This window comes from Chitinophaga sp. (genome assembly GCF_039596155.1).
Classification (GTDB): Bacteria; Bacteroidota; Bacteroidia; order Chitinophagales; family Chitinophagaceae; genus Chitinophaga.
The window spans coordinates 75,166-98,143 of record NZ_JBCNKF010000004.1; the positions used below are offsets into that span (position 1 = coordinate 75,166).

Below are 22,978 nucleotides of genomic sequence, written 5' to 3' on the forward strand. Positions count from 1 at the left end.
GAAAATTTATAATTTGACTCTGGACACGATGACTACCAGTAAGGTCAGCACAGAAGTGAGAATAGTAATTCTGCGTACCTGTCTGGAATCTGTAGCAGCAACCCTTGCTTTACTAGGTTCTACATAAACGACATCGCCCTGACGGAGGTAAAAATAGGGAGACTGGAACGTATTACTTTTATTCAGGTCAAATCGAACAAACTCTTTTTTGTTATTATTATCCCTTATTAGTAAAACATTCTCCCTTTTTCCGTAGATGGTCAGGTCTCCGGCCATGCCGATAGCATCCAGGAGCGTAATTTTTTCATTGGGCATTACATAAGTGGCAGGTTTGGCAACTTCACCAAGAACAGTCACTTTAAAATTTGCAAATCGGACGTTGACAACAGGTTCTTTATAGAATTCAGCCGCCTTGGTGCTGATTTCATCTCTTACCTGGTCAGTTGTTTTACCAGCTACAGCAACCTTTCCTAATAATGGAAGTATTACATAACCGTTCTTATCAACCAGGTAACCACTTACGTTTGTTGGAGATACTGATGCATTGTTCAAAGCGGGTTGTGCACTGCTACCTGTTGGCCAGGACTGCTGATTTAGCATTGCAGTAGCAGACGGGTCAAGTGTCTGAATGTTCACCTGGAGGATATCATCGGGTTGTATTACAGGTGTTGTATAGCCTGCCTGTTCAATCGATCTCCATTTTACAGAATCTGCAACATCATTAAAGTAGGTGATATTTTTTGTGGATGTACAAGAACTGATAGTTGCAAACATTAAAAGAGCCACCACATATAAGTATACACTTAATGCTTTTTTTTGGTGCCCGGTTGTAGAAATCCTCATTATGTAAAAAAAGTTTAATAGCAAATGACCAGACACAGCAAAATTCTTGCCGTTCGAGCTTATCTGGTATTAATATCAGATTTTTATTTTGTCTTTGTCTAATTGTTCATATGCCGAATTTTTGCTAATGAATTCTGGCACCAGTTGTTTCATCATCACAACTGTAGGGGTCACATAATGTTTATTCGCACTTGCAATCAGTTCTTCAATTCGTTGATTTACCGTAACAAAATCGTATTCTCTCACCTTTGCAATCATGATTTTCTCATGATATGTGCTCACTGTATTCTCTGAATTATTAAGTAATTCTTCGTACAGTTTCTCACCTGGGCGCAATCCTGTATACACAATTTGTACATCCTTACCTGGCTCACGACCACTCATAAGGATCATTTTCCTGGCCAGATGCGCAATTTTGACAGGTTGTCCCATATCAAATACAAAGATTTCGCCGCCCTGTCCCATCGCTCCTGCTTCCAGCACCAGTTGGCAAGCCTCAGGGATGGTCATAAAATAGCGGGTAATTTCCGGGTGTGTTACAGTAAGTGGCCCACCTTTTTCAAGTTGCTGTTTGAAGCGGGGAATAACACTACCATTCGAACCTAATACGTTTCCAAAACGGGTAGTAATAAATCTTGTAGGCGGATTGCCATATACTGGCCCCGTCTTTTTATAATGCTTATGCAGATGGTGATTAAAAGACTGTGTAAAGATCTCTGCAATTCTCTTGGAAGCGCCCATTACATTCGTTGGATTAACAGCTTTGTCTGTCGATACAGTAACGAATTTCTCTACGCCGAAGTCTACAGACAGTTCCGCGAGAATTTTTGTACCCAGTACGTTGTTCAAAACGGCTACTGAAGGATTCTTTTCCATCATCGGCACGTGCTTATAGGCAGCAGCGTGATAAACCATAGCAGGTTCATAGACTTCGAACAACTGCTGCATACGATTTCTATCGCAGATATTAGCGATAAAAGGAACAACCGGTACATTTGGGGCGAGATCCTGTAATTCAAGCTCCAGCTCATGCAGCGGAGATTCGGCCTTATCACAGAGGATTAATACAGAAGGACTCAATTTTACCAGTTGTCTTACAAGTTCACTACCAATTGAACCGGCAGCACCTGTGACGAGGATAGATTTTCCTTTAGCCTCTTTGCGAACCTGCGCGTTATTAATATTAATAACTGAACGGTCCAGGAGGTCTTCAATACGGATATCCTGTAGTTTGGAAGGGTTCCAGCCAGAATTGATCCATTTATTGATCGGTAATACCTTTTGTACTTTGATATTGAGAGAAAGGCAATGATCTACCAGGTTATTTAATAACTGAGAGTCGATAGCTTCTTCAACAATCAACACGAGTTTTACACCTTCCTGGTTTGCCAGTTTCTCAAGTGAGGCACGATTGGTAGCAAAAATAGGCAGCCCTTCCAATCGCTTTCCAGATCTTGTGAGTTTATCGTCCAGGAACCCACAGACTCTGATTTCACCGCTTGCGTCTTCACTTATTGCCTTTTGCACCATTATGCCGGAATGCCCAGCATTATAGATGACAGCTTTGGTCTTATTAATTGAACCATAGCGTGCATAATAATGGAACGCCCATTTAACAAATAACCGGTAAGAAAGTAAAGCGGAAATGTTGATGAAGAAGTTAATTACAATGACTGATAATGGAATCATTGTACCTGTGCCGAAGTGTACAGATGCATAATTTACAGAAAAATAGATGATACTTCCCAATAATCCCATACCGGAGATTCTACCGATATCTGACATACTGGTGTATCGTACAATACCCGTGTAAGTACGAAAAATCATCGACGTCAACAGATTTGTACATACCACTATTACCATTAAATCCTTGATGGGATAGTGGCTAAAATCTTCGAGGTTAAAATTAAGCCTGAGCAAATACGCCAGGTTCATCGCAACAATAGAACAACCTAGGTCCAATAATAGTATCAGCCAGGACGGAGTTATCCAAGATCTCTTAGTCATCGAATTAATTAGATAAGGTTAAAACTGTATCAGTGATTTAAAATTGTCCCAATCTCTAATACTTACCCTTATATTCTGTTTATGCCCTGAGAGATAAACAGCGTGCAAAATAAATATATAATATCAAATTTTGCAGTAAGAATGAGCACTTAAGATCAGATGTTTTTTTTATTAATATGTAATTTGATCAATATATTTTTATCCACAACTTATAAACCATTCAAAATTAATACATTATACCTTTTATACAATGCTCAGTTTGGAAGGATCTATATAGGATGAATACTAATCAATTAAAAAAAAACGTATTTATACGTATCCATATTTACAATCTTTTGGGTGCGTTTCGACAAAATTCACCGGAAAAGGGGCAGTTCTCTAAACGGACCACTTTAAGGTGTTTCGGTTGTTACCTGGATGGTAACCTTGGTCTTTACGTAACGTTTAACTTGAATAGTTTTATTGGAGGCATGATTAACTCTAAAGACAATTGTGTCTGATAATTTTAAAACAATAAGTTTGATAAGGTGCCATTCTCACAATTACCGACAGTGATGACTAATCAAGCAAACACTATACCAATTCAACTGGAGTATCTTGATGACTTAACAACTTTAGAGAAAGATTGTTTGTCTTTTTTCGAAAAACAATTTAATTGAGGTAATAACAAATAAAGAGCATTGTTAATATCAGCAATATTTCCCACACGGGCGAGTTTACACATGCCGTTTAACCCGTGCGGGAAAATGAGAATTGAGGATTAATTATCCTCTCTGTGCCATACGTAGGATTTCTTGAAACACTTATAACAAATATATCTTCTAAGGGGAAGTACCCCTAGCAGATACTTGACAAAAAATCCCCGTGGAACTCTATCTTCAAGGGTTCCTCCTTTACACCGGGGACAACGGTGTACTCTCTTGTGGGCAGTACTTGGGGGAACTGCAGCTTCATGATTGTGATTCATAACCTAATTAAAAGTTGTGTAGATATAACCGTTTCAGTTAGTTCGGAATAACGATAATACCCCGTGCTAATGGCAGTCTTCATTCAGATGGTTAAAATTCTTAGGGAGGGAAATGAGTATGTAAATGTAACTGTATTTTCGCCGCAAAAATAATACTCTGAATAGTACAAAAACAATAATGAATTGTTAAGGACTATGAACACATGAGCAAATTTTAAACTACGTCTGCATATAAACGAAATTGTATGTGATAAGAATTATTAATTTAACTCGTCAATTGCACACTGTTGTCGGGATAATGTTCCAGCCTCTTACCTTCATTGATTTCAGATGGCATTTGTATTTAACTCCTCTGCTAATTATTTAAACAACAATTGTGCAAATTTGGTTGAAATTGATATATAAAAAGTTTCCCCATGTGATTATCAGTGCTTCTACGCCGATGTTGCGTATAAATACGTATCGTGCGGGAAGTTTTAGTATTTTGCCAGTATGAAAGGGCTGAAACTTGATACCAGTAGTAAAATTCCCGTTTATCAGCAAATCGTACATTCTATTATGGCAGCCGTTAGAGATGGCATTTTGCAGCGCGACCACCAGATTCCATCTATAAATGAATTGAGTGAAGAATACCTGTTGTCACGCGGAACCGTAGAAAAAGCTTACAATGAACTGAGGGATAAAAAAGTAATCATATCAGTAAAAGGTAAAGGATACTTTATAAATCGTACCGACGTCACCACACCGCTGCGGGTATTACTCCTATTCAATAAAATAAGCAATTATAAAAAGCAGTTGTATAACGCTTTTGTACATGCGTTAGGTGATAATGTATTTGTTGATCTGCATATACATCATCATAGTGTGACCTTGTTTCAAAATCTTATAAATAACCGGATCGGGGATTACGACTACTATGTGATCATGCCTCATTTCTATGAACAGCCGGAGAAAGTATTAGAGATCATTCAACGAATTCCTGCGGATCAATTGATTTTACTGGATAGAGACCTGCCCGGCCTGAAAGGAAAATACGGACTCGTATATCAGAATTTTGAGAAAGATATATATGCATCATTAACAGATGCTTTACCCCCATTAAAGAAATATGACCGGTTAGTGTATGTCAACCCGGGTATGACCCCTTATCCTGAAGAGATTAAAATGGGGTTCCAATATTTCTGCAGGATGAATGATTTTAATTATTCTGTGATTGAAGGAGTGGAACTGGATACACCTGTGATAAAGGGACAGGCATATGTGATAATTGAGGAAATGGACCTGGTCAACCTGGTGAAAATCTGCCGCAATCAGGGGTTGAAAATTGGAAAGGATGTGGGAATAGTCAGCTATAATGAAACTTTGCTGAAAGAGATATTATTAGACGGTATAACAGTTATTTCCACAGATCATGATGAGATGGGGAAAACCGCTGCCCGCATGATTCTGGGGAAGAAAATGGAAGTGGTAAAGAATGAGTTTAAATTGATATTGAGGAATTCGCTATAAGCAACCGAACCTGATTTTGAACGCATCTGAAGTGCAGGATCGTTAGATTTTTTTTCCGTAAAATGAGTTGAAGAAGTCCTCTCAAATTTTGATATTAACTTGCCGTTAATTTGCTGCAAAAATTTGGATATGATTCGTATTTAATTTGATTCTAATTTGATTCATCGGCTGGGTTTGATTTCGCTTTGCACCTCCTGGAATAAGCCCCCTGTCATTTACTGATTCTTCATGTACTCCGCTAACTGAGAACCGGATGCATCCCCTGATTTTTCCAATGATTCAATGATCCTTTTCCGCTCATCTGGTGTTTTGTTCTGGCTCAGTTTCTTCTTTCCCTGCAAGGTAGTCACTACTATTTCGAACGCAACAATTCCGTTTGCCATCTTCTGTTTAAAACTCCCGGGCAACTCATTCCATTGTATCATATACTCCTGTTCATAATCTTTAATAGCATCTTCCAGTATCGACATTACCGCTGCTTTATCCGAAATGACATTTGCCTTTCCATATGCATGCACAGACAAGTAATTCCACGTAGGTACAGATTGCATGCTGTCGTAATTGGCCGGGGAAATATAAGCATGCGGCTCTGAGAAAATGATGAGATTTTCTTCCGTTGTTATTGCCTGCCATTGTTTATTAGCCTTCGCCATATGTGCGGTAAGCACTAACTGGTCGTTTCTCATTACTGCATGAAAAGGCAGGTGTGTGGCCACAGGGCGTCCCCCGATATTGGTGATGATAGTACCAAAGCTGTACCGCTGAATAAAGGAAAGGATTTCAGCAGCATTGTCCATTAAGTTATCGTTGGGTATATACATGGTACAAAGGTGCTGTTTCTTTTTGCTCCTGCAGGAGGCCAGCAGGGAAATAACGAATAGTCCAGAGAATATTTATTTTTGTGATATTATGATCTTGACGGAACTCATACAACGGATTCATCCAATACCTGCTGCAGCAGAGTCTAAATTAATGGATATTGCAACTGTAGTATCTTTTCCTAAATACCATTTGCTATTCAGGGCGGACAAGATAGATCATCACTTGTATTTTATTAAGAAAGGAATTGTGCGGGCGTTTACAGAGAAGGATGAGATAAGTATTACTTTCTATTTTGGACTGGAAGGTGACCCTGTATTGTCGATGAAGAGCTACGTGAGCCGGGAAAAGAGTTATGAGGATATTGAGTTGTTGGAAGATAGCGAGTTTTATCAGTTGGATGGGGCAGCCCTGGAAAGATTGTATAATGAAGATTTGCATATTGCGAACTGGGGAAGGAAGTTGGCGGAGATTGAGCTTGTGAAGACCGAGCAAAGATTGATAGCACGACAGTTCAGAACAGCGGCGGAAAGGTATGGAGAGTTAATGCAGGAAACGCCGGAGTTATTGCAAAGGGTTTCGCTGGGACATATAGCGAGTTATCTTGGGATTACGCAGGTTAGTTTGAGTAGGATCAGAACGAAACATAACAAAGTTATTTAGCTGCATTATTCATGTAGATAGGAAAAAGCGGATGGGGTGTTTTTTGTGGGATGAGACAATATTCCTGTGCGTACGTGTGTAAGTAGCAATTCTATTTTGCAGCACCAGCGGTGGCTGGTATTTACTTTTTGGGGGACTGTTATTGCCGGATCAGATTAAATGTTAACCTTACATCTTTGTGATTTCTTGCCAGATGAATTTTTTATCATTTGTATAAAATATTCTCCTACCCTATCCGGACCTTTGCAACCATGAATTGGATAATATTAATTCTCGCAGGGTTATTAGAGACAGCCTTTACATTTTGCTTAGGGAAAGTGCAGGCAGCCAGTGGTTCTGCTGCTTATGACTGGTACGCCGCATTAGTCATTGCGATGGCTTTCAGTCTCGGCCTGCTGATGAAAGCAGCGCAAACGATTCCTATCGGCACAGCCTATACGGTTTGGACAGGTATTGGTACAGTGTGTACAGTGCTGGTCGGCATCTTTATATTCAAAGACCCTGTGAATATATGGCGGATAATTTTTATCACGCTGCTCATAGGGTCTATTATCGGTTTGAAAGTAGTAGCAGAATGATCCCTGTATAGGATCATTCTTTTGCTGTGTTTATGGATCCTTTCCATTTTTACCTATAAGGCCAGATCAAATCGCAACTCTGTCAATGGCTTATCAAAAGCAGTTGAAAACTTTTCTTCCGTCTGCTTAAATCCAAACTTTGTGTACAGGGAGATGGCGGTTTCCTGCTCCGTCGTAGTCCATAAATAAATATGCTTACACCCGGATGCTTTCGCATATTTCATAAACTCGTACATCAGGTGCTTCCCTAAGCCTATCCCCCGGTATTCCGGCAGAAAAATAAAATACCTGAACTGTATATCGTTGTTTCTGCGAAATGCTACCAGCGAACCTATGATCTTATCCTCATGTTCACAGATCCAGACACAATCTTTAGCAGGATCATATTGATGTGCAAACTCTCCTAACCCGTCGAGGACATATCCTTCAAAATTGATCCCATATCCCATTTCCTTTGCATAAAGTTTTGCATGCATATAGGCCAGGAAACCAAGGTCTCCGGGTTGTAATTCCGTTCTGATGCTGATGTTGGCTAAAGTGATTCCTGCTTTCATGATGGCTGTTTATTGGTTGTTTTTTGATGTTTGTACTGCCGACCTTCCCGGCAATATCTTCCTGATCGCGTGCATATGCCCCACCAGATCCTCCTGTTCCTGTTCGCTCAAATGTGCAATCAGCCCCCCGACCTGCTCCTCTGTCAACCGCGTTAATTCCTGAAACAGCTCCTCCCCCTGCTCCGTTAGCGACACGACCACAGCACGCCCATCCTGCTCTGATGCTTTCCTTACTATCACCTCGTCCCGCTCCAGCTTCTTCAAAATCCTGCTCAGATAACTCTTATCGATATCCATCGCCCCCATAATCTGCGACGCCTGCACCGCCCCGGCGGTATGTATCTCGTACATAATCCTCACCTCTGACAATGAATACGCACTGTTCAGCAAATGCTTATTTAACAGACCGATCAGATCTGTATAAAACCGGTTAAATGCCCGGATCTCCTGTATGACTGCTTTTGACATGATAAAGTAAAGGTAATTAATTTAGTGGACAAAGTCCACTAAATTAAGAAAATAGTATTTCGGGGTAATAACACCCCTGCTTTTCGCCGGCCTTTCACCTAACCGGCTATACCCTGCCGGTACATTCAATAGGACATTTTAAGTGCACCATAAGTACATCATAAGTACACCTCTATATCAATTCGATATTGAGGTGTACTTATGGTGCCGTACTAGTACTCATTTGGTAGACTGGTAGTAACGTCAATACAGTATCCCCGACATATTCTTTATTGCCTGAAAAATTGCTCGTTAAAGTGAAGTGCTACCTTCGTCTTTTCCTCCTTGGCAAGGAAAAATTGCCGGGCACTCATCTGACATTAATAAGGATTGCAGGTGCTACCCACAATATCAATGGATTTTACCAGTGTGGAAATAGCCATCAAAACAGCGTAAGACGTTAATAATCAGCGATCATAAATACGGGGAAATATAGTGGAAGCAGTTGATGATGGACATGGCGGGTTTTATCGTGAATGATTCACCTTTACAGTATTATAGTGGTTAATTTTAAACAGAAGATCTTAATTTCCCGCTTTAAAAAACATACACGGTACATGACCAACAAGGAAAAAAACAGCCGATTTGAAGACGGATATAAACTGGCCTTTAATACGCCCGGAAAAGTCAACTGGAAAACTGTTTTTGCCCACTGGTACCCAGCCGCCATGGCCGGCCATACCCGCGCTCAATTCTACATCGGTACGTGCTACGACCTGGGGCGCGGCATCTCAAGGGACATCACCATTGCCTTTAATTGGTACCTCAAGGCCGCAGAAAAAGGCCATATGGAATCCGCTTACAACATAGGATTCTACTTCGACAAAGGTGAGGTAGTAGCCCAAAACTATAAAACTGCTTTCCGCTGGTATAAATACGCCGCGGCACTCGGCGACATGGAAGCCCAACGCTCAATGGGCTATTTCTATTTTTACGGCCACGGAGTGAGAAAGAACCATAAGAAAGCCGTATTCTGGTATAAAAAAGCCGCCAGACAAGGTCTGGCCGGTGCAATGTACAACCTCGCCCTCTGCTATAAACAAGGCGATGGTGTTATCCAATCCAATCGCTGGGCAAAATTCTATTTTGAAAAAGCCGCCCACACCGGACATAAAGCCGCGATCAGCGCATTAAAGAAATAGTACTTCCTCCAAATGTAAAAAGCATTTCGTTCCCGCGGTAGCCCCCCCTTCTTACACATTAAAATGGTAGAGGTATCATTTCATACTTCTCACAGAAACCTGAATGGATAGTCACCGTTATCCTCAGTGCGCCCCGACACACCCAGTTATTTTGCACATTAAACGCAGGAACAGCATAAAGGAGATCAGACAACTCTGGCAATTTTTATGATAGTAACATTGTACAGCAATTAATATTGACAGCACAATAAGGTCGTACGCGTGTGACACTACCCGGCATCTTCCGGCGATGAAAAAGCATATATCTGGTAAATGGATAACCCTGACATTAAAAACCTTTCTATGAGAAAACAAAGACAATAATGATAACGAAGACGCTAATTTGATACGCGTTGTTTTAATTTGAAAACCAACACATTACGTAAATAAATAATTTTTATAATCGTATTTTTTCTGGTAACTTGGTAGTGGGCAATAGTAAAAGTCCGGAAAATGCAACAGTTAAAAATCAGAAAATTTGGCCCACTGAAAGAAGTGGAATTGAAAATACAGGATTACATGATTTTTATTGGTCCGCAGGCGAGTGGGAAGAGTACTATCCTGAAGATCCTATATATATTTAAGTCATTGCGGGAGGAAGTATTCAGAACGGTAGCAGATATCGTAGAAGGAATCAATGCAGACCCCCTACCTGAAATGATATTGAAGGAGCATATCGTCAATAAATTTAAAAGCTTCTGGGACAGCCCTGAGCGTTATGGAGATTTCTTTTTACAATATAATTATGGGAACGATAAGTTAGTCAGCATTTTTCAGAAAAAGAAAGTGGTGCAGATAGTATTTAGTGACAGATTGGAGCAGGAGATCAGGGATATCTTTGCCGGTCTGAGGACCTTTATATCCGAGCGCTATAAAGATGCAACACAGGAATTTAAAGAGAATTATTACCTGGAGCTGGATAGTTATATCTATGAATTATTTGACAGGGAGCAAATTCCTGTCTATATCCCTGCCGGAAGGGTAATGGCTTATGGAATTTTCGGACGCTATCTGAACGAAAGGCTGGACAATACTATAAAAATCTTTATTCAACAGATAGCGGAGATGCGACCATTGTATTTTGAGCAGTTGGAGAAAATGGTGAATAACGAAACTGCGTTTAATATCCTGGATAGGGAGAGCGTAGAACTGGCCATAGCGTTGATAAAGCAAATTCTGAAAGGAGATTATATTTATGGCGAAGAGGTTGAGCGCATCAAACTGGATAAGAAGGGAGCTTATATTGAAATGCCTGTTGCATCAACAGGTCAGCAGGAATCATTGTGGTTAATGATGCAGCTGTTTACAACCATGTTGAGTGGGGTCGAGTACTTTATCATTATAGATGAACCTGAGGCACACTTATACCCGCTGGCTCAGAAGCAGCTGATAGCGTTGATTACCCTGGTGGCGAATTATACAAACAACCAGGTAGTGATGACTACAAATAGCCCTACGGTGTTGAAGACAATTAATAACCAGGTGTATGCGGGAAGGAAAAAGGGAGATGATGTGGCCAAAGTGATGAATAGCAAATTCTGGTTGAAAGAAGATGATCTGGGTGCATATATAGTGGAAGACGGAGTTGTAAGAAACATTGTAGAGGAGAACGGAATGATATCACCAGAGATGGTGGATATAGCCGGCGAGATGATTGAAGAAGAGCTGAAGTTGCTGGAAGGGTGAGAAACCATTGTGAAATGCCGGAAGAAATGTTTGTAATCCGGCGAAGGTGGCATATACCCCGTTCAATTTTACTCCATATGAAAAACAGGTTCCAGCGGAATAGTAACAGGGGAGTGATCAGGATTTGTTTCCATGATATCAGCCATGTAAGCCCACCAGCGTTGTACAATCTCTGTTGTACCAAGGTCCTGCGAAGACTGTTCGCCGGATTGTTGCTGCACGGCAAATAACGTGTTCGTAGCATCGTCAAGAAAGATCGTGTAGTCGCTCACACCGTTTTCTTTCAGTAGCTGCTTCAGTGCTGGCCAGATAGCAGCATGGCGCTGGCGGTATTCTTCTTTGCACCCGGGTTTAAGGTACATTTTAAATGCGATTTTCATACGTGGCAAGGTGGGTGAAATGTATGCAGGCAATGTGACCTGCATACCGTTATTTTTCGTCTATTACTTTAAGGTCTAGTCGATCAGGAACACTGTCAGGCTTTTGGCACCATGCGCACCTAAAACCAGTGACTGTTCAATATCTGCAGTCTTTGACGGACCTGCAATGAATACGCCGAATCCCGCATCCGGACCGCCTATTTTACGGTAAGCATCATGCATAGTCGGTAAAATAGCTGTGCTTTTTAACACAATAGCCAGGTGCTGCGCAATAAAAGGCAATGCTCTTACCTGCAATTCATCGTCAGTAACCCACACCGCACCATTTTCTGCCACACCCAGTTGTCCCTGAATGATAGCCAGGTCCACCTTCTCCAGCTGACGACCGTCCCCTTCCTGCCATTGCCGCATTCCATCAGGATAAAACTCAGGATGAGTGGTCACCACCAGGGAATGTTCTTTGATCAGGGGCAGCATATCAGCATAGCTTTTAATGGCTATTACCTGACCACCCAAAAACTCGACAACCTTAGTGAAAGCAGCAGGATCGCCAGCTTCATCATGGTGAAAAGGTGCCAGTTCCGGAAGGGCCTGCCCATCAGGTTGGTTCTGTTTTACAGCGGATAATATGCTTTCTCTGCTCATTATTTGTCATTGAATTACAGTGCAAAATACGGGGAGAAAATAAAATAATAAAGAAATTAGAAAATATCTTTATATTGAACATTCCCTGTTGCCCATTTAATCCCTTGCCATGAAAAACTTACATACTATCCGGGGAAATTGCCTGCGCATACCTCAATCCTGAATAGGAACAAAAATTAATTTTATCTTGTACACTCATACGCTCACCAAAATCTATGCTACCTAATGAAAAGATGTTTAATCCTGCTGACCTTTGCACCCATGCTCTCTGTGGCCCAATCCAACCTGGACAAATCGGTCGCCTCCATTAAAGACTCCGTTATCAACTGGCGCCGCGCCATTCACCAGCATCCTGAACTTTCCAACAGAGAATTCAAAACCGCAGCCTTCGTTGCCGAACACCTGAAAAAACTGGGCCTTGAAGTACACACCGGTATTGGTAAAACCGGCGTTGTTGCCATCCTGAAAGGTGGCAAACCCGGCCCGGTTGTCGCCCTCCGTGCCGACATGGACGCTCTGCCGGTGTATGAAAGAGCCAACATTCCTTTCAAATCAGTGGACACTGCCGAATACCTCGGCCAGCAGGTCCCTGTCATGCATGCCTGCGGACATGATTCTCACATCGCCATCCTCCTCGGTACTGCAGACGTGTTGACTGCCATGAAGAAAGACGTGCCAGGCACCGTGAAATTTATTTTCCAACCTGCTGAGGAAGGCGCTCCCGCTCCTGAAGAGGGCGGCGCACCACTTATGATCAAAGAAGGTGTGATGGATAATCCTAAAGTAGATGCCATCTTTGGTCTGCATATCAATTCCCAGACACCCATTGGTATGGTAAAGTATAAGTCCGGTGCAGAAATGGCTTCCAGCGACTGGTTTACCATCAAAGTGAAAGGAAGACAGTCCCATGGTTCCCAACCGTGGAATGGAATTGATCCGATTGTAGTCGCATCACAGATCATTCAGGGATTCCAGACCATTGTGAGCCGACAGACGGAACTTACAAAAGGGCCTGTTGTGATCACTGTCGGCAAGATAAATGGCGGGGTAAGAAGCAATATTATTCCCGAGGAATTGACAATGGAGGGTACCATCCGTACATTTGACAACAAGATGCTGGAACTGGTGCACGAGAAAATGAAACTTACTGCCACCAAAATAGCTGAAGCCTCCGGCGCGACTGCAAGCGTAGTTATTGAAAACAAAACAAAGGTGACCTACAACGATCCCGAACTTGTAAAACTTATGGTACCTTCTATCGAAGCAGCTGCCGGCAAAGAAAATGTAAACGAAACTGAATGGACGACAGGTGCGGAAGACTTTTCTTTTTATGGAGATAAGGCACCTGCATTTTTCTTCTTCCTGGGCGGTATGCCTGCGGGCGCCGATCCGGTTAAAGCGGCTGCGCACCATACGCCGGATTTCTTTATTGATGATTCAAAACTGGATGTGGGTGTAAAAGTGTTCTGTCAACTGGTATTTGACTATGCGAAAAAGAAACCACAATATAAATTGAGCAATAGTATGCCCGGTTCAATGTAAACAGACTATAGCAACTGTTGGATAAAGCTTATTATCTAAAAAGCCGTCTCTTTCATGAGACGGCTTTTTACTCAAACATCTACACCGATATTATTTACCCCAATTCATTCACCCCCTTCTCTCCTTTCACAAAACAATCTAAATTGTACATCGTCGTTGCTGCTATATTCTTTAATGCGGTGTCTGTAAGAAATGCCTGATGGCTCGTGATCAATACATTCGCAAAAGTGATCAGCCGGGATATTACATCATCCTGCACGATATCACTTGAATGATCTTCAAAAAAAAGTCCCCTCTCTTCTTCATACACGTCCAGTCCTAAATATCCTATCTGACCCGATTTCAACCCCTCTGTCACATCCAGTGTATTGATCAGCCTACCACGGCTGGTGTTGATCAGCATTACCCCTTTCTTCATTTTTGCAATGCTGTGCTTGTTTATTATATATTCCGTAGCTTGTGTCAGTGGCGCATGCAAGGAAATGATATCTGACTCCCTGCACAATTCATCGATACTCACATAAGTAGCATCATATACTTTCGCCCATTCATGATCAGGGTACCGGTCAAATGCCATGATCTGACAACCAAAACCCCGCATGATCCTGCCTACGATCTTACCTATCTTTCCCATACCTATGATACCAACAGTCTTACCATGTAAATCAAAACCGGTTAAGCCATCCAAAGAGAAATTCAGGTCTCTGATGCGGTTATGTGCTCTCACCAGCTTTCTGTTAAGTGCCAGTATTAATGCCACCGTATGTTCTGCCACTGCATATGGAGAGTATTCCGGCACACGGGAGATCCGCATTCCCAATGCATGTGCTGCCTGTATATCTACATGATTAAATCCTGCTGAGCGCAGGGCAATATACTTTACCCCAACTGCTGCGAGCTTCTCTAAGACGGGTGCGGAACCATCGTCGTTTACAAAGATACAAACAGCCTCACAACCCGCTGCCAGCGGCGCTGTTGATAATGAAAGTGTTGGTTCGAGCAGGACTAAGTCATGCTGATCACCAGCTGCCTGTAACAAAAAATCTCTTTCAAATTTATGTGTACTGTAAAAGGCGGTCTTCATGTTGATCAAAGTTATTCAAACAATAGTAAATTTTCAGATGATAACAGGTATGATAATGTCTGACTAAGATCATAAAAATTTGTCAATCCGGCGGGAAGAAATTGTGATGCGGGGGTGTAACTTATGTGATCGTAGCCATATAAGCGGCTTATCTGGAAATATATACAAATACGTTAGCCAGGCAATTCCTATCAAAGGAGTGGTTGACTTGCTGAAGTTGAAGTAATATAACGGTCCATGTTCCACCCGTTTTGTATTATCTATAGTGCTGCATAACTAAAAGAGGCAGCAGGAATAGTTTTTCCCACTGCCTCATGTTTAACCCAATGAAACATATCTGGACAAGCATCTTTAATACCTTGTAATCAGGGCGATATGTTTATGATCTTCTAAAACTCCCTCTTTCACAAAAATAATCTCTCCGTTTTTATCGATTACAGCGCGCATTGCATCTTCCACGGCATCAATAGTATGAGTTGCTTCAGCACTTTTCGTGCGAAGTTTGCCGGTTAACTCATCAATAAAGTCTGCGGAGTTAAAATCTTTCTCTATGAGTAACTTGCTGCCCCTGCCATCTTTTGCAGCGTCCAGTACGGCGCGGATACCGTCTACCACCTGCGCCTGACTATCTTCCAGTTCACGTATCACCTGCTGATCCCGCATTTCAATAAATGAGCAAACGGCCGGCCATACTTTGTCTTCCAGTGTTTTCATAGGAACGCTGGAGAAGTTGCCGTGGATAGAAGCTGTCACATCTTTCTTGTGCATGCTGATGTCCTCAAAGTAGCCAATGTCTTTTGTGGGACCTGTGAGGATCAGGGGCTGTCCATGCAGATAGGCCGCCAGCAGCCTGTCGGCAGCCTTGTAGAAATTCTTCTGGCGGCGGCCAACGATCGTGGATTTATCTTTCTCTCTTTCACCGGCAGTAGCCGTACTGTAATCGTATTCGTCGTCGAAATCAAGCGGAAAGTTGTCATCACTGATCTGTTCCAGGCGCCCCATTCTTCCGCGAAAAAGCTGTACCTTCTTTTCTTCCAGGTGGAGAACAAGATAGTCAAAGCTATATTGTTCCTGATAGAGCAACTCCCTGACTGCAAATTTCTCACTCAGGATCACCTTGGGCTGCACGGGAAAGGTGAATGCGAAAAGTTTGTTATAATTAGGTGCTACATATAGTCCGAGACCTTTATCAACCGGGCTGTAGTTGTAGCTATCGGAAAGTTCATTTAATGCATTGATGAGTACATCGGCTTTATCGGGCCAGGCTGTACGAAGGTGATCGGCGGTTTCTTCAATGGATTGATGGATAAGTTGCAAAGCCGCCTTTCTGTCTTGTGCCCCATCTAGCGCTATAACAATGGAAATACAGGGTGGGGCTTCATGCTTTTGCATTACAACTAATTGATCTGATAACATATGTCAGCATTTAAAGGGTGAATGATATGGTTTTTAAGGTCAACACGAGACTATGTACAATGAACATGCCGCGAAGGTGTACACAGAATGGTGGGGGCCAGCCACGGATGAGGCACAGGGGCACGATGTGATGGTGAGGGTACAGGAAGTAGAAAGATTGGGACAGCAATACTTGCACACCTCGCTAACTGTTATTAGCTTTGTAAAGGAATTTACGGTCATGAAAATATCTTTCCTTATCCTGCTATTATCAGCATGCAGCAGCGCGTTCGCGCAGCACAACACTTCATTTAAAATCGACGGTTTCTCCAATAAGTATTACGGACTGGTGCAGGTAAGTGATACGGCAGATGTATTCAAAGCCGGCACGGTGAAAGTATTTGACAAGGTAACGAAGAAAGAGCTGATGCATACCTCCTCAGATGAGCTCACCTTTGATTTCCATAACGGCCAGGTAAAGGCGAACATCCTGGAAGCGCCTTACGGCGAGCAAAGTTTGATTATTTATGAGGATTTCAACTTCGACGGTGTGAAAGATTTTGCTTTGATGGATGGTCAGAATAGTTGTTATCACGGGCCTTCCTTCCAGATCTGGCTGGCACAGGGTACCGGTTTTAAACATAGCGAGGCGTTTACCCGGCTGGCACAGGAGTATTGCGGTATGTTTGTAGTGAATCAAAAAGATAAGGTGCTGGAGACCATGACAAAAAGTGGTTGTTGCTGGCACCAGTTTTCGCGTTTTAAAGTGGAGAACGGGCAGTTGAAGACTGTGAGTGTAGAAGAGTCCGGTTTAAGTAATACAGAGCCTTATTTTGAAGAAGTATCCCTGCAGACATGGGTCAATGGCAAAGAAGAACAGACGCTGAAACAATATATGAGTGAACAGGCAGATACTGTGTTTTCTTTTACGCTGGCAAAGAATGGAAAACAGGTGGTCGTATTTCATGCTGGTGGCGAAGGAGAATTCCTCTTTTATGTATTGTGTCAGAAGGATGGTAGTGTGGAATTTTCATATCCCGAGGTGACATATGATGACAAGAAGCAGGAAAATGTAGGCGGTGTGATGATGTATAGCGCCGGTAAACTGGCATTTAAAAATGAAGATGCAGCTTATGAGGTATATGACGAAGGGAATGGTAAAATTGGAGTAAGGGTGGCCAGTGATGGGAAGAATTATGTGTTTGAGGGCATTGCAGAAAGCGCAAAGGGAGGATTGGAGACGTTGAAGGATATTCAGAAGAAGAATTTAAAGAAAACGCTTTAGCCCGGACTAAAGCGTTTTCTTTTTAAACCTATTTGATAGTTTTATTCTTTTTATACCAATCTGCAAACGATTCTTTAGGTGCATCTGGCATGTCTCTCTGTTTATACCATGGGTTCATGCCATTATTCACTACTCCGGGGAAGTGCCTCATTACCCAGCGTCCTACCCCACCGGCAGTTTTAAACACCGCAGGTTTGGAAAGCACCATATTCATCATCTGCATGCCCGCTTTTTTGGATGTCTTTGCATATCCCTCCTGCACAATTACCTGTCTCCACTTATAAAGCTGTTCATGAATGTTAATCTTCACCGGACAAACATTTGAACAGGATCCGCAAAGCGTAGATGCAAATGGCAGATCCGCATTCTCCTTCATATCCAGATTGGGGGCAAGAATAGACCCGATCGGCCCTGCTACCGCATTGTGATAACTATGCCCTCCGCTTCTTCTATACACAGGACAGGTATTCATACATGCACCACAACGGATACATTTCAGCGAATTCCGGAACTCCTCTCTACCCAGCTGACGGCTACGTCCATTATCCACCAGGACGATATGGAGTTGCTGTCCGGCTCCTGGTTTACGGAAATGGCTACTGTAAGTGGTGATCGGTTGTCCCGTTGCACTGCGTGCCAGCAAACGCAGGAAAACGCCCAGGTGTTTGCGTTGCGGAATGATCTTCTCAATCCCCATACACGCAATATGTACATCCGCAAGGTGAGCGCCCATATCAGCATTTCCCTCGTTGGTACATACGACCATCTCCCCTGTCTCAGCCACAGCGAAGTTCACACCGGTGATCGCTACACGAGACTGGATAAATTCCTTCCTGAGGTGCAGTCGCGCAGCCGCAGTAAGGAATTTGGGATCTGCATTTCCCGCAGGGGTACCTAAGTGAATATGAAAAAGGTCTCCGATCTCTTCCTTCTTTTTGTGGATACAAGGAAGTACGATGTGGCTCGGTGGTTCCTTTGCAAGTTGGACAATGCGCTCGCCCAGGTCCGTATCGATGACGTCGATGCCATGTTCCGCCAGGAAGGGATTCAGGTGGCACTCTTCTGTGAGCATGGATTTACTTTTCACCATGCGCTGTACGCCCTGTTCCCTGAGGAGTTTCAGAACGATCTCATTGTGTTCTTTAGCATCAGCTGCCCAATGCACAATAGCACCATTGAGTTGTGCGTTTTTTTCAAATTCAAGCAGGTAATCGTGCAGATTGCCCAGTACATTAAATTTGATCTGAGACGCTGCTTCACGCAGGTCTTCCCATTCGGGAAGGGACCAGGCCATTTTATCCCTTTTTTGACGCACCCACCACAGGGTTTCATCATGCCAGTCTACCCTCTGTTCGTTTTTATTGAATGCTTCCGCCAGCTCGGCGTGTTCTTTATATGCAGTTGTTGGTTCCATTCAGATCAGTTTTGGTGTTTAGAAAGCAGCATTCAGGATCTCAGCGATGTGCAGCACTTTGATCTTACTCTGCTGTCTTTTGAGAATACCTTCCAGGTGCATGAGGCAGCTCACGTCATTACCGGTGATATATTCCGCACCATGTTTTTCATGATCGGCGACACGGTCTTTTCCCATTTTCACGGAAACGGCTTCTTCGAATACGCAAAAAGTACCTCCGAATCCACAGCACTCATCTTTGCGGGAGAGTTCTATAAGTTCCAGGCCTTCCACCATCTGGAGGAGCTGTTGTGGTTTTGAATAGGGTGCTGCCACCAGCTCTGTCATTTGAGAGAGATGCAGGCCGCGCTGTCCATGACAGCTTTGGTGAATGCCAACTTTATGAGGGAAACGGGCGGTGAGGTGTTTTACCTGCAGAACGTCCGTTAAGAATTCGGATAATTCGTAAATGTGCTGGCGAATGTGCGTCGCAGCATCTTCTTTGTCATGTACGTGCAGGTGATCTTTGATATGCAGTGTGCAACTGCCGGAGGGCGACACGATGTAATCAAAGTCTGCAAAATTCCTGACAAAAAGCTCATTACAACCACCGGTGAGGTGTTCAAAACCAGAGTTTGCCATGGGTTGTCCGCAACAGGTTTGTCCCTGCGGATAAACGACCTCGCAACCAAGTTTTTCCAGCAGGGATAAAGTGGCAATGCCCACCTGCGGATAGAACTGGTCAATATAGCAAGGTATAAAGAGTCCTACTTTCATGTAAGTTCGTTTAAATAAGGCACTACCTGTAAGCTAATTCCCTGTTCACTGCATAATGCCTCATTTCAACCAGATCTCCCGGGAGGGATTGAGTATTCCAGTGCCGGTGAATGGCCAGCGCTGCACCGATGGCAGTAGCCTGTGCTACAGAAGCGGCAAATACCTCCATGTGGGGAAATGCGGCTGCGAGCATGTGCATGTACACCGGGTTTTTACCAAAACCGCCGTCAACGAAAATGCGTCGCACCGCTGTACCATTGGTGACGAGTGCAGTGGAGTGCTGCTGCTGTTCCATCAGGTCCATAATTAACTGGTGATAGGCGATTTCGTAACTCGTGAAATCTGACAATGATCTATGAGCAAACCGGGACGCCTGTAAAAGGTCTTTTCCTGCGAGCGGTGCTTCCTTTACCGCCGTTGCCTGCAAATGAGCAAATATAGCGGGGTCGAAGGCGATTTGTTGGTAGTAATTTACCGGTGTTTGATAATATTCTGACAGCCTGCGCACCTGCAGTTCATGTTCATTGCCAGCGAAGAGCCTGGCGGCTTTAACGGGTCGGCCCTGATAGGTGAGATAACAGAGGCAGTCCTGTGCAAGTTCTTCCGGGGTGAGCGGCTGGTTATTGAAGGGGTTGAGGGTGATACACCAGGTGCCGGTACTAACGAGTATGAAAGGCTCCTGGAAGGATTCGAGGTAAGGAATGAGGGCTGCGGAGGAGTCGTGCAGACCGGCGCCGACGAACCAGGTTGACTGTTGGAAAGAAGTATCGGACGTGGCCGTTCCAGCAGGACCGGCATTGATCGTTCCCTGAGAGCCGGAAGGCGTATCAGAACGGGAAATTCCCGGAGAACCGGTATTTATAGGCTGCAGTGGAGAAGTGAATGCAGAACCGGAGTTGTCCTGGTAGACATCCCGGCTACAGCAAACAGTCACTTCATTTCCCGGAAATATAGGAGGCAACTTCGTTTCCAGTCCTTCATCTTTCACCCACCGGTGATATTCCTGGCGGGCAAAATCCCACAACATGGTATGACAGCCGATACTGGTGATATCCGCCATAAATTTTCCAGAGACCAGGTAACTCACGTATTGTGGTAAATGCAAAGCGTAACGGATCTGTTTATACAATTCCGGTTGCTGTTCCTTGATGCGAAACAGCTGTAGGCCGGCGTTCAGACTCCCCAATGCCGGAGAGGCTGTTTCGCTGCATACTTGTAGCTGACCGCCGTATTTGTTATGAAATTTTTCCTGTAGTATAGGGGGATAGGATTTAAGATAGTTGTACAAGGGTGCAATAACATCGCCTTTTTCATTAAGGTAGACGAAGCTGGCGCCATATGTGCTGAAGTTCATTGCTTTTACGTGGAGATCCGGGTGGGCGGTCAGTTCTTTCAGACTGTCCTTTACCCATTTTGTGAGGAGGTGGATATCTTCACAGTTATCGCCGTCTTCGTCTTTGGTTTCAGGGAAGGTCATGCTTCTTTCGTAGACGATGTGGTATTGTTCATTGATAAGGAACAACTTTTTGTTGGTCTTACCGATATCTAAAATAGCAATACAATTCATAGCTGCTGTTTAAAAAAGAATTTGCCAATATGCCTTTTGCACATTGACAAATTCAATCTCAATCTCAATATGTAAATGGGCATTAGAGCGGATGAAATTCCGGGAATTTGCATGATGTCGCCAGCTAGCAAAATTGAGTGGCTTTGCCTGCTCTTCCTGATACTATAAGGGAAATGTGTTTTCGCTCCTTTAGTGATATCAGGTTGTACATAGCATTTGTTTTCTTTTACCTGCAGCGGCATGCAAACTAACTACAAACCAGTTGCGACAGTCTTCATACCTCTTTCTCTGATCAGGTTTTCTCGCACCTTATGCTGGCGATAAAACGCGATCGGATCGAGTACGCCACCCGCATTCAGGCGCGCCTGTGCCACCAGTGGCCGTACATCTGTACGATAAGCCTGTTGCAGGATCTCCTGGGCTGCTACAGCATCGTTGTTCTGCTGCGCTGCCTGTAGTGCCTTTGTATCCACCAGCAGTGCCTGTGCATAAGCGATCTTGATTGCCTCTACTGATTGCAAGAGATCTTCCAATGGATCTTTTACATTGTGTGAAGCATCAATCATCCAGCCAAGGTCACTTGCGTGGTGCATACCACGTGCGTCCATGCCTTCTACCAGTTCGTTAAAAATGAGGAATAACTGGTAAGGGTTGATGCTGCCTACTGTGAGGTCATCATCCCCATATTTGGAGTCATTGAAATGAAATCCGGCCAGCTTGCCTTCCATCAGCAGGAGGGCAACGATCTGCTCTATATTTGCGTTAGGGAGGTGGTGTCCCAGGTCAACAAGGGTTTGAGCTTTAGGACCCAGTTTATTCGCGAACAGGAGGGATTGACCCCAGTCACCAATTGTGGTACTATAAAAATTGGGTTCGAAGGCTTTATATTCAATGTAAAGTTTCCAGTCATCAGGGAGTGCTGCATAGATCTGCTGCAGACTTTCGTAGGTACGCCTGAAGGCACCACGGAAGTTCAGTTGGCCGGGAAAGCAGGAACCATCTGCAAGCCAGAGGCTGAGGGCGTTGGAACCTAGTTCTACACCGTAGCGGATTACTTCGATGTTGTGTTCTATGGCTTGTTGCCTTACACCCTTATCAGTATGGTGCAGAGAACCAAATTTGTAGCTGTATTCCTGTCCGGCCTGGTCCTGGAAGGTGTTTGAATTGACCGCATCGAAGCGGATGTCATATTGTGCAGCCAGGGCTTTGATATTAGCTGTGTTTTCAGGAATATCCCAGGGGATGTGCAGAGATACGGCCCCACTGCTACGGTTGAGGGCATGCAGTAAGCCAATATCTGTGATCTTTTCTTCCAGGCTGCGGGGTTCACCACCACCGGAGAAACGGCCAAAGCGTGTACCGCCGGTGCCGAGGGCCCAACTTGGGATGGCTACCTGGAATTCTTCCAGTTTTTCAAGTACCTCAGTGAGGTGATTGACTTTTTCAGAAATATGCTGAAAATTGCGATCGTGGGCTTGCTTGCGGGCGTCGTTAAAATCGGAGATGTGGAATTTTTCAATATTCATAACCAGGATTTTGCGCGTGATTCAATTTAACGAAAAAGTAGCGAATGGGCAAGGCTTGCGGTGCAAGCCT

General features: G+C 43.5%; 20 protein-coding genes. 7 read left to right on the top strand and 13 right to left on the bottom strand.

The features are described from left to right. Window positions 1–6 precede the first annotated feature (6 nt). Window positions 7–843, bottom strand: coding sequence for a polysaccharide biosynthesis/export family protein (locus ABDW33_RS05260; protein ID WP_343689015.1), 837 nt, complete (start codon window positions 841–843; stop codon window positions 7–9). 75 nt (window positions 844–918) lie between these two features. Beyond that, window positions 919–2,670 carry a nucleoside-diphosphate sugar epimerase/dehydratase gene (locus tag ABDW33_RS05265; protein WP_343689016.1) on the bottom strand — a complete coding sequence of 584 codons (1,752 nt, stop codon included), beginning with the start codon at window positions 2,668–2,670 and terminating at the stop codon, window positions 919–921. 1,639 nt (window positions 2,671–4,309) lie between these two features. Here ABDW33_RS05265 and ABDW33_RS05270 point away from each other — a divergent pair. Further along, on the top strand, window positions 4,310–5,326 hold the full coding sequence (locus ABDW33_RS05270; protein ID WP_343689017.1) for a GntR family transcriptional regulator: 1,017 nt from the start codon (window positions 4,310–4,312) through the stop codon (window positions 5,324–5,326). Window positions 5,327–5,541: 215 nt separating this feature from the next. Here ABDW33_RS05270 and ABDW33_RS05275 read toward each other — a convergent pair whose 3' ends face one another. Next, the gene (locus ABDW33_RS05275) at window positions 5,542–6,147 is read right to left on the bottom strand and encodes an FMN-binding negative transcriptional regulator (protein ID WP_343689018.1); all 606 of its coding nucleotides are present in this window, start codon (window positions 6,145–6,147) and stop codon (window positions 5,542–5,544) included. An 88-nt stretch (window positions 6,148–6,235) separates the two neighbouring features. Here ABDW33_RS05275 and ABDW33_RS05280 point away from each other — a divergent pair, with 88 nt between their 5' ends. Together ABDW33_RS05280 and ABDW33_RS05285 are read left to right on the top strand one after the other, a co-directional pair. Next, on the top strand, window positions 6,236–6,808 hold the full coding sequence (locus ABDW33_RS05280) for a Crp/Fnr family transcriptional regulator (RefSeq protein WP_343689019.1): 573 nt from the start codon (window positions 6,236–6,238) through the stop codon (window positions 6,806–6,808). A gap of 251 nt (window positions 6,809–7,059) precedes the next feature. Then, on the top strand, window positions 7,060–7,386 hold the full coding sequence (locus tag ABDW33_RS05285) for a multidrug efflux SMR transporter (RefSeq protein WP_343689020.1): 327 nt from the start codon (window positions 7,060–7,062) through the stop codon (window positions 7,384–7,386). 53 nt (window positions 7,387–7,439) lie between these two features. Here the strand turns inward: ABDW33_RS05285 and ABDW33_RS05290 are convergent, their stop codons facing one another. Further along, a complete protein-coding gene (locus ABDW33_RS05290; RefSeq protein WP_343689021.1) occupies window positions 7,440–7,940 on the bottom strand; it encodes a GNAT family N-acetyltransferase in 501 nt (166 codons plus the stop codon). A 9-nt stretch (window positions 7,941–7,949) separates the two neighbouring features. Next, window positions 7,950–8,408, bottom strand: a complete 459-nt coding sequence (locus ABDW33_RS05295) for a MarR family transcriptional regulator (RefSeq protein WP_343689022.1) — start codon at window positions 8,406–8,408, stop codon at window positions 7,950–7,952. A 596-nt stretch (window positions 8,409–9,004) separates the two neighbouring features. Here ABDW33_RS05295 and ABDW33_RS05300 point away from each other — a divergent pair. Together ABDW33_RS05300 and ABDW33_RS05305 are read left to right on the top strand one after the other, a co-directional pair. Beyond that, on the top strand, window positions 9,005–9,589 hold the full coding sequence (locus ABDW33_RS05300) for a tetratricopeptide repeat protein (RefSeq protein ID WP_343689023.1): 585 nt from the start codon (window positions 9,005–9,007) through the stop codon (window positions 9,587–9,589). A gap of 492 nt (window positions 9,590–10,081) precedes the next feature. Further along, window positions 10,082–11,314 (top strand): ATP-binding protein, encoded by a 1,233-nt coding sequence (locus ABDW33_RS05305; protein WP_343689024.1) that lies wholly within the window; start codon window positions 10,082–10,084, stop codon window positions 11,312–11,314. Window positions 11,315–11,382: 68 nt separating this feature from the next. Here the strand turns inward: ABDW33_RS05305 and rhaM are convergent, their stop codons facing one another. Continuing rightward, a complete protein-coding gene (gene rhaM, locus ABDW33_RS05310; RefSeq protein WP_343689025.1) occupies window positions 11,383–11,739 on the bottom strand; it encodes an L-rhamnose mutarotase in 357 nt (118 codons plus the stop codon). Window positions 11,740–11,769: 30 nt separating this feature from the next. Next, window positions 11,770–12,339: an LUD domain-containing protein gene (locus tag ABDW33_RS05315; RefSeq protein ID WP_343689026.1), complete on the bottom strand. Its 570-nt coding sequence runs from the start codon at window positions 12,337–12,339 to the stop codon at window positions 11,770–11,772. A 225-nt stretch (window positions 12,340–12,564) separates the two neighbouring features. On the opposite strand from ABDW33_RS05315, the gene ABDW33_RS05320 reads away from it, so the two are divergent. After that, complete coding sequence (locus ABDW33_RS05320; protein ID WP_343689027.1) at window positions 12,565–13,881, top strand: amidohydrolase; 1,317 nt, start codon at window positions 12,565–12,567, stop codon at window positions 13,879–13,881. A gap of 94 nt (window positions 13,882–13,975) precedes the next feature. Here the strand turns inward: ABDW33_RS05320 and ABDW33_RS05325 are convergent, their stop codons facing one another. Both ABDW33_RS05325 and ABDW33_RS05330 read right to left on the bottom strand, forming a co-directional pair. Then, window positions 13,976–14,965 (bottom strand): 2-hydroxyacid dehydrogenase, encoded by a 990-nt coding sequence (locus ABDW33_RS05325; protein WP_343689028.1) that lies wholly within the window; start codon window positions 14,963–14,965, stop codon window positions 13,976–13,978. Between the two features lie 351 nt (window positions 14,966–15,316). Continuing rightward, entirely contained in the window at window positions 15,317–16,357 is a 1,041-nt protein-coding gene (locus ABDW33_RS05330; protein WP_343689029.1) for a hypothetical protein, read from the bottom strand. A gap of 76 nt (window positions 16,358–16,433) precedes the next feature. Here ABDW33_RS05330 and ABDW33_RS05335 point away from each other — a divergent pair, with 76 nt between their 5' ends. Then, a complete protein-coding gene (locus ABDW33_RS05335; RefSeq protein ID WP_343689030.1) occupies window positions 16,434–17,645 on the top strand; it encodes a hypothetical protein in 1,212 nt (403 codons plus the stop codon). Between the two features lie 28 nt (window positions 17,646–17,673). Here the strand turns inward: ABDW33_RS05335 and ABDW33_RS05340 are convergent, their stop codons facing one another. From ABDW33_RS05340 to ABDW33_RS05355, 4 genes are all read right to left on the bottom strand, one after another. Then, window positions 17,674–19,059, bottom strand: a complete 1,386-nt coding sequence (locus tag ABDW33_RS05340) for a lactate utilization protein B (protein WP_343689031.1) — start codon at window positions 19,057–19,059, stop codon at window positions 17,674–17,676. 18 nt (window positions 19,060–19,077) lie between these two features. After that, entirely contained in the window at window positions 19,078–19,815 is a 738-nt protein-coding gene (locus tag ABDW33_RS05345; RefSeq protein ID WP_343689032.1) for a (Fe-S)-binding protein, read from the bottom strand. Window positions 19,816–19,837: 22 nt separating this feature from the next. Next, window positions 19,838–21,382, bottom strand: a complete 1,545-nt coding sequence (locus ABDW33_RS05350; protein ID WP_343689033.1) for an FGGY family carbohydrate kinase — start codon at window positions 21,380–21,382, stop codon at window positions 19,838–19,840. Window positions 21,383–21,633: 251 nt separating this feature from the next. Then, complete coding sequence (locus ABDW33_RS05355; protein WP_343689034.1) at window positions 21,634–22,908, bottom strand: TIM barrel protein; 1,275 nt, start codon at window positions 22,906–22,908, stop codon at window positions 21,634–21,636. Between the last annotated feature and the right edge of the window lie 70 nt (window positions 22,909–22,978).

Coding starts and splice junctions, on each gene's coding strand:
- ABDW33_RS05260 (WP_343689015.1), bottom strand. CDS start 843: ATGAGGATTTCTACAACCGGGCACCAAAAAAAAGCATTAAGTGTATAC.
- ABDW33_RS05265 (WP_343689016.1), bottom strand. CDS start 2,670: ATGATTTTTCGTACTTACACGGGTATTGTACGATACACCAGTATGTCA.
- ABDW33_RS05270 (WP_343689017.1), top strand. CDS start 4,310: ATGAAAGGGCTGAAACTTGATACCAGTAGTAAAATTCCCGTTTATCAG.
- ABDW33_RS05275 (WP_343689018.1), bottom strand. CDS start 6,147: ATGTATATACCCAACGATAACTTAATGGACAATGCTGCTGAAATCCTT.
- ABDW33_RS05280 (WP_343689019.1), top strand. CDS start 6,236: ATGATCTTGACGGAACTCATACAACGGATTCATCCAATACCTGCTGCA.
- ABDW33_RS05285 (WP_343689020.1), top strand. CDS start 7,060: ATGAATTGGATAATATTAATTCTCGCAGGGTTATTAGAGACAGCCTTT.
- ABDW33_RS05290 (WP_343689021.1), bottom strand. CDS start 7,940: ATGAAAGCAGGAATCACTTTAGCCAACATCAGCATCAGAACGGAATTA.
- ABDW33_RS05295 (WP_343689022.1), bottom strand. CDS start 8,408: ATGTCAAAAGCAGTCATACAGGAGATCCGGGCATTTAACCGGTTTTAT.
- ABDW33_RS05300 (WP_343689023.1), top strand. CDS start 9,005: ATGACCAACAAGGAAAAAAACAGCCGATTTGAAGACGGATATAAACTG.
- ABDW33_RS05305 (WP_343689024.1), top strand. CDS start 10,082: ATGCAACAGTTAAAAATCAGAAAATTTGGCCCACTGAAAGAAGTGGAA.
- rhaM (WP_343689025.1), bottom strand. CDS start 11,739: ATGCAGGTCACATTGCCTGCATACATTTCACCCACCTTGCCACGTATG.
- ABDW33_RS05315 (WP_343689026.1), bottom strand. CDS start 12,339: ATGAGCAGAGAAAGCATATTATCCGCTGTAAAACAGAACCAACCTGAT.
- ABDW33_RS05320 (WP_343689027.1), top strand. CDS start 12,565: ATGAAAAGATGTTTAATCCTGCTGACCTTTGCACCCATGCTCTCTGTG.
- ABDW33_RS05325 (WP_343689028.1), bottom strand. CDS start 14,965: ATGAAGACCGCCTTTTACAGTACACATAAATTTGAAAGAGATTTTTTG.
- ABDW33_RS05330 (WP_343689029.1), bottom strand. CDS start 16,357: ATGCAAAAGCATGAAGCCCCACCCTGTATTTCCATTGTTATAGCGCTA.
- ABDW33_RS05335 (WP_343689030.1), top strand. CDS start 16,434: ATGTACAATGAACATGCCGCGAAGGTGTACACAGAATGGTGGGGGCCA.
- ABDW33_RS05340 (WP_343689031.1), bottom strand. CDS start 19,059: ATGGAACCAACAACTGCATATAAAGAACACGCCGAGCTGGCGGAAGCA.
- ABDW33_RS05345 (WP_343689032.1), bottom strand. CDS start 19,815: ATGAAAGTAGGACTCTTTATACCTTGCTATATTGACCAGTTCTATCCG.
- ABDW33_RS05350 (WP_343689033.1), bottom strand. CDS start 21,382: ATGAATTGTATTGCTATTTTAGATATCGGTAAGACCAACAAAAAGTTG.
- ABDW33_RS05355 (WP_343689034.1), bottom strand. CDS start 22,908: ATGAATATTGAAAAATTCCACATCTCCGATTTTAACGACGCCCGCAAG.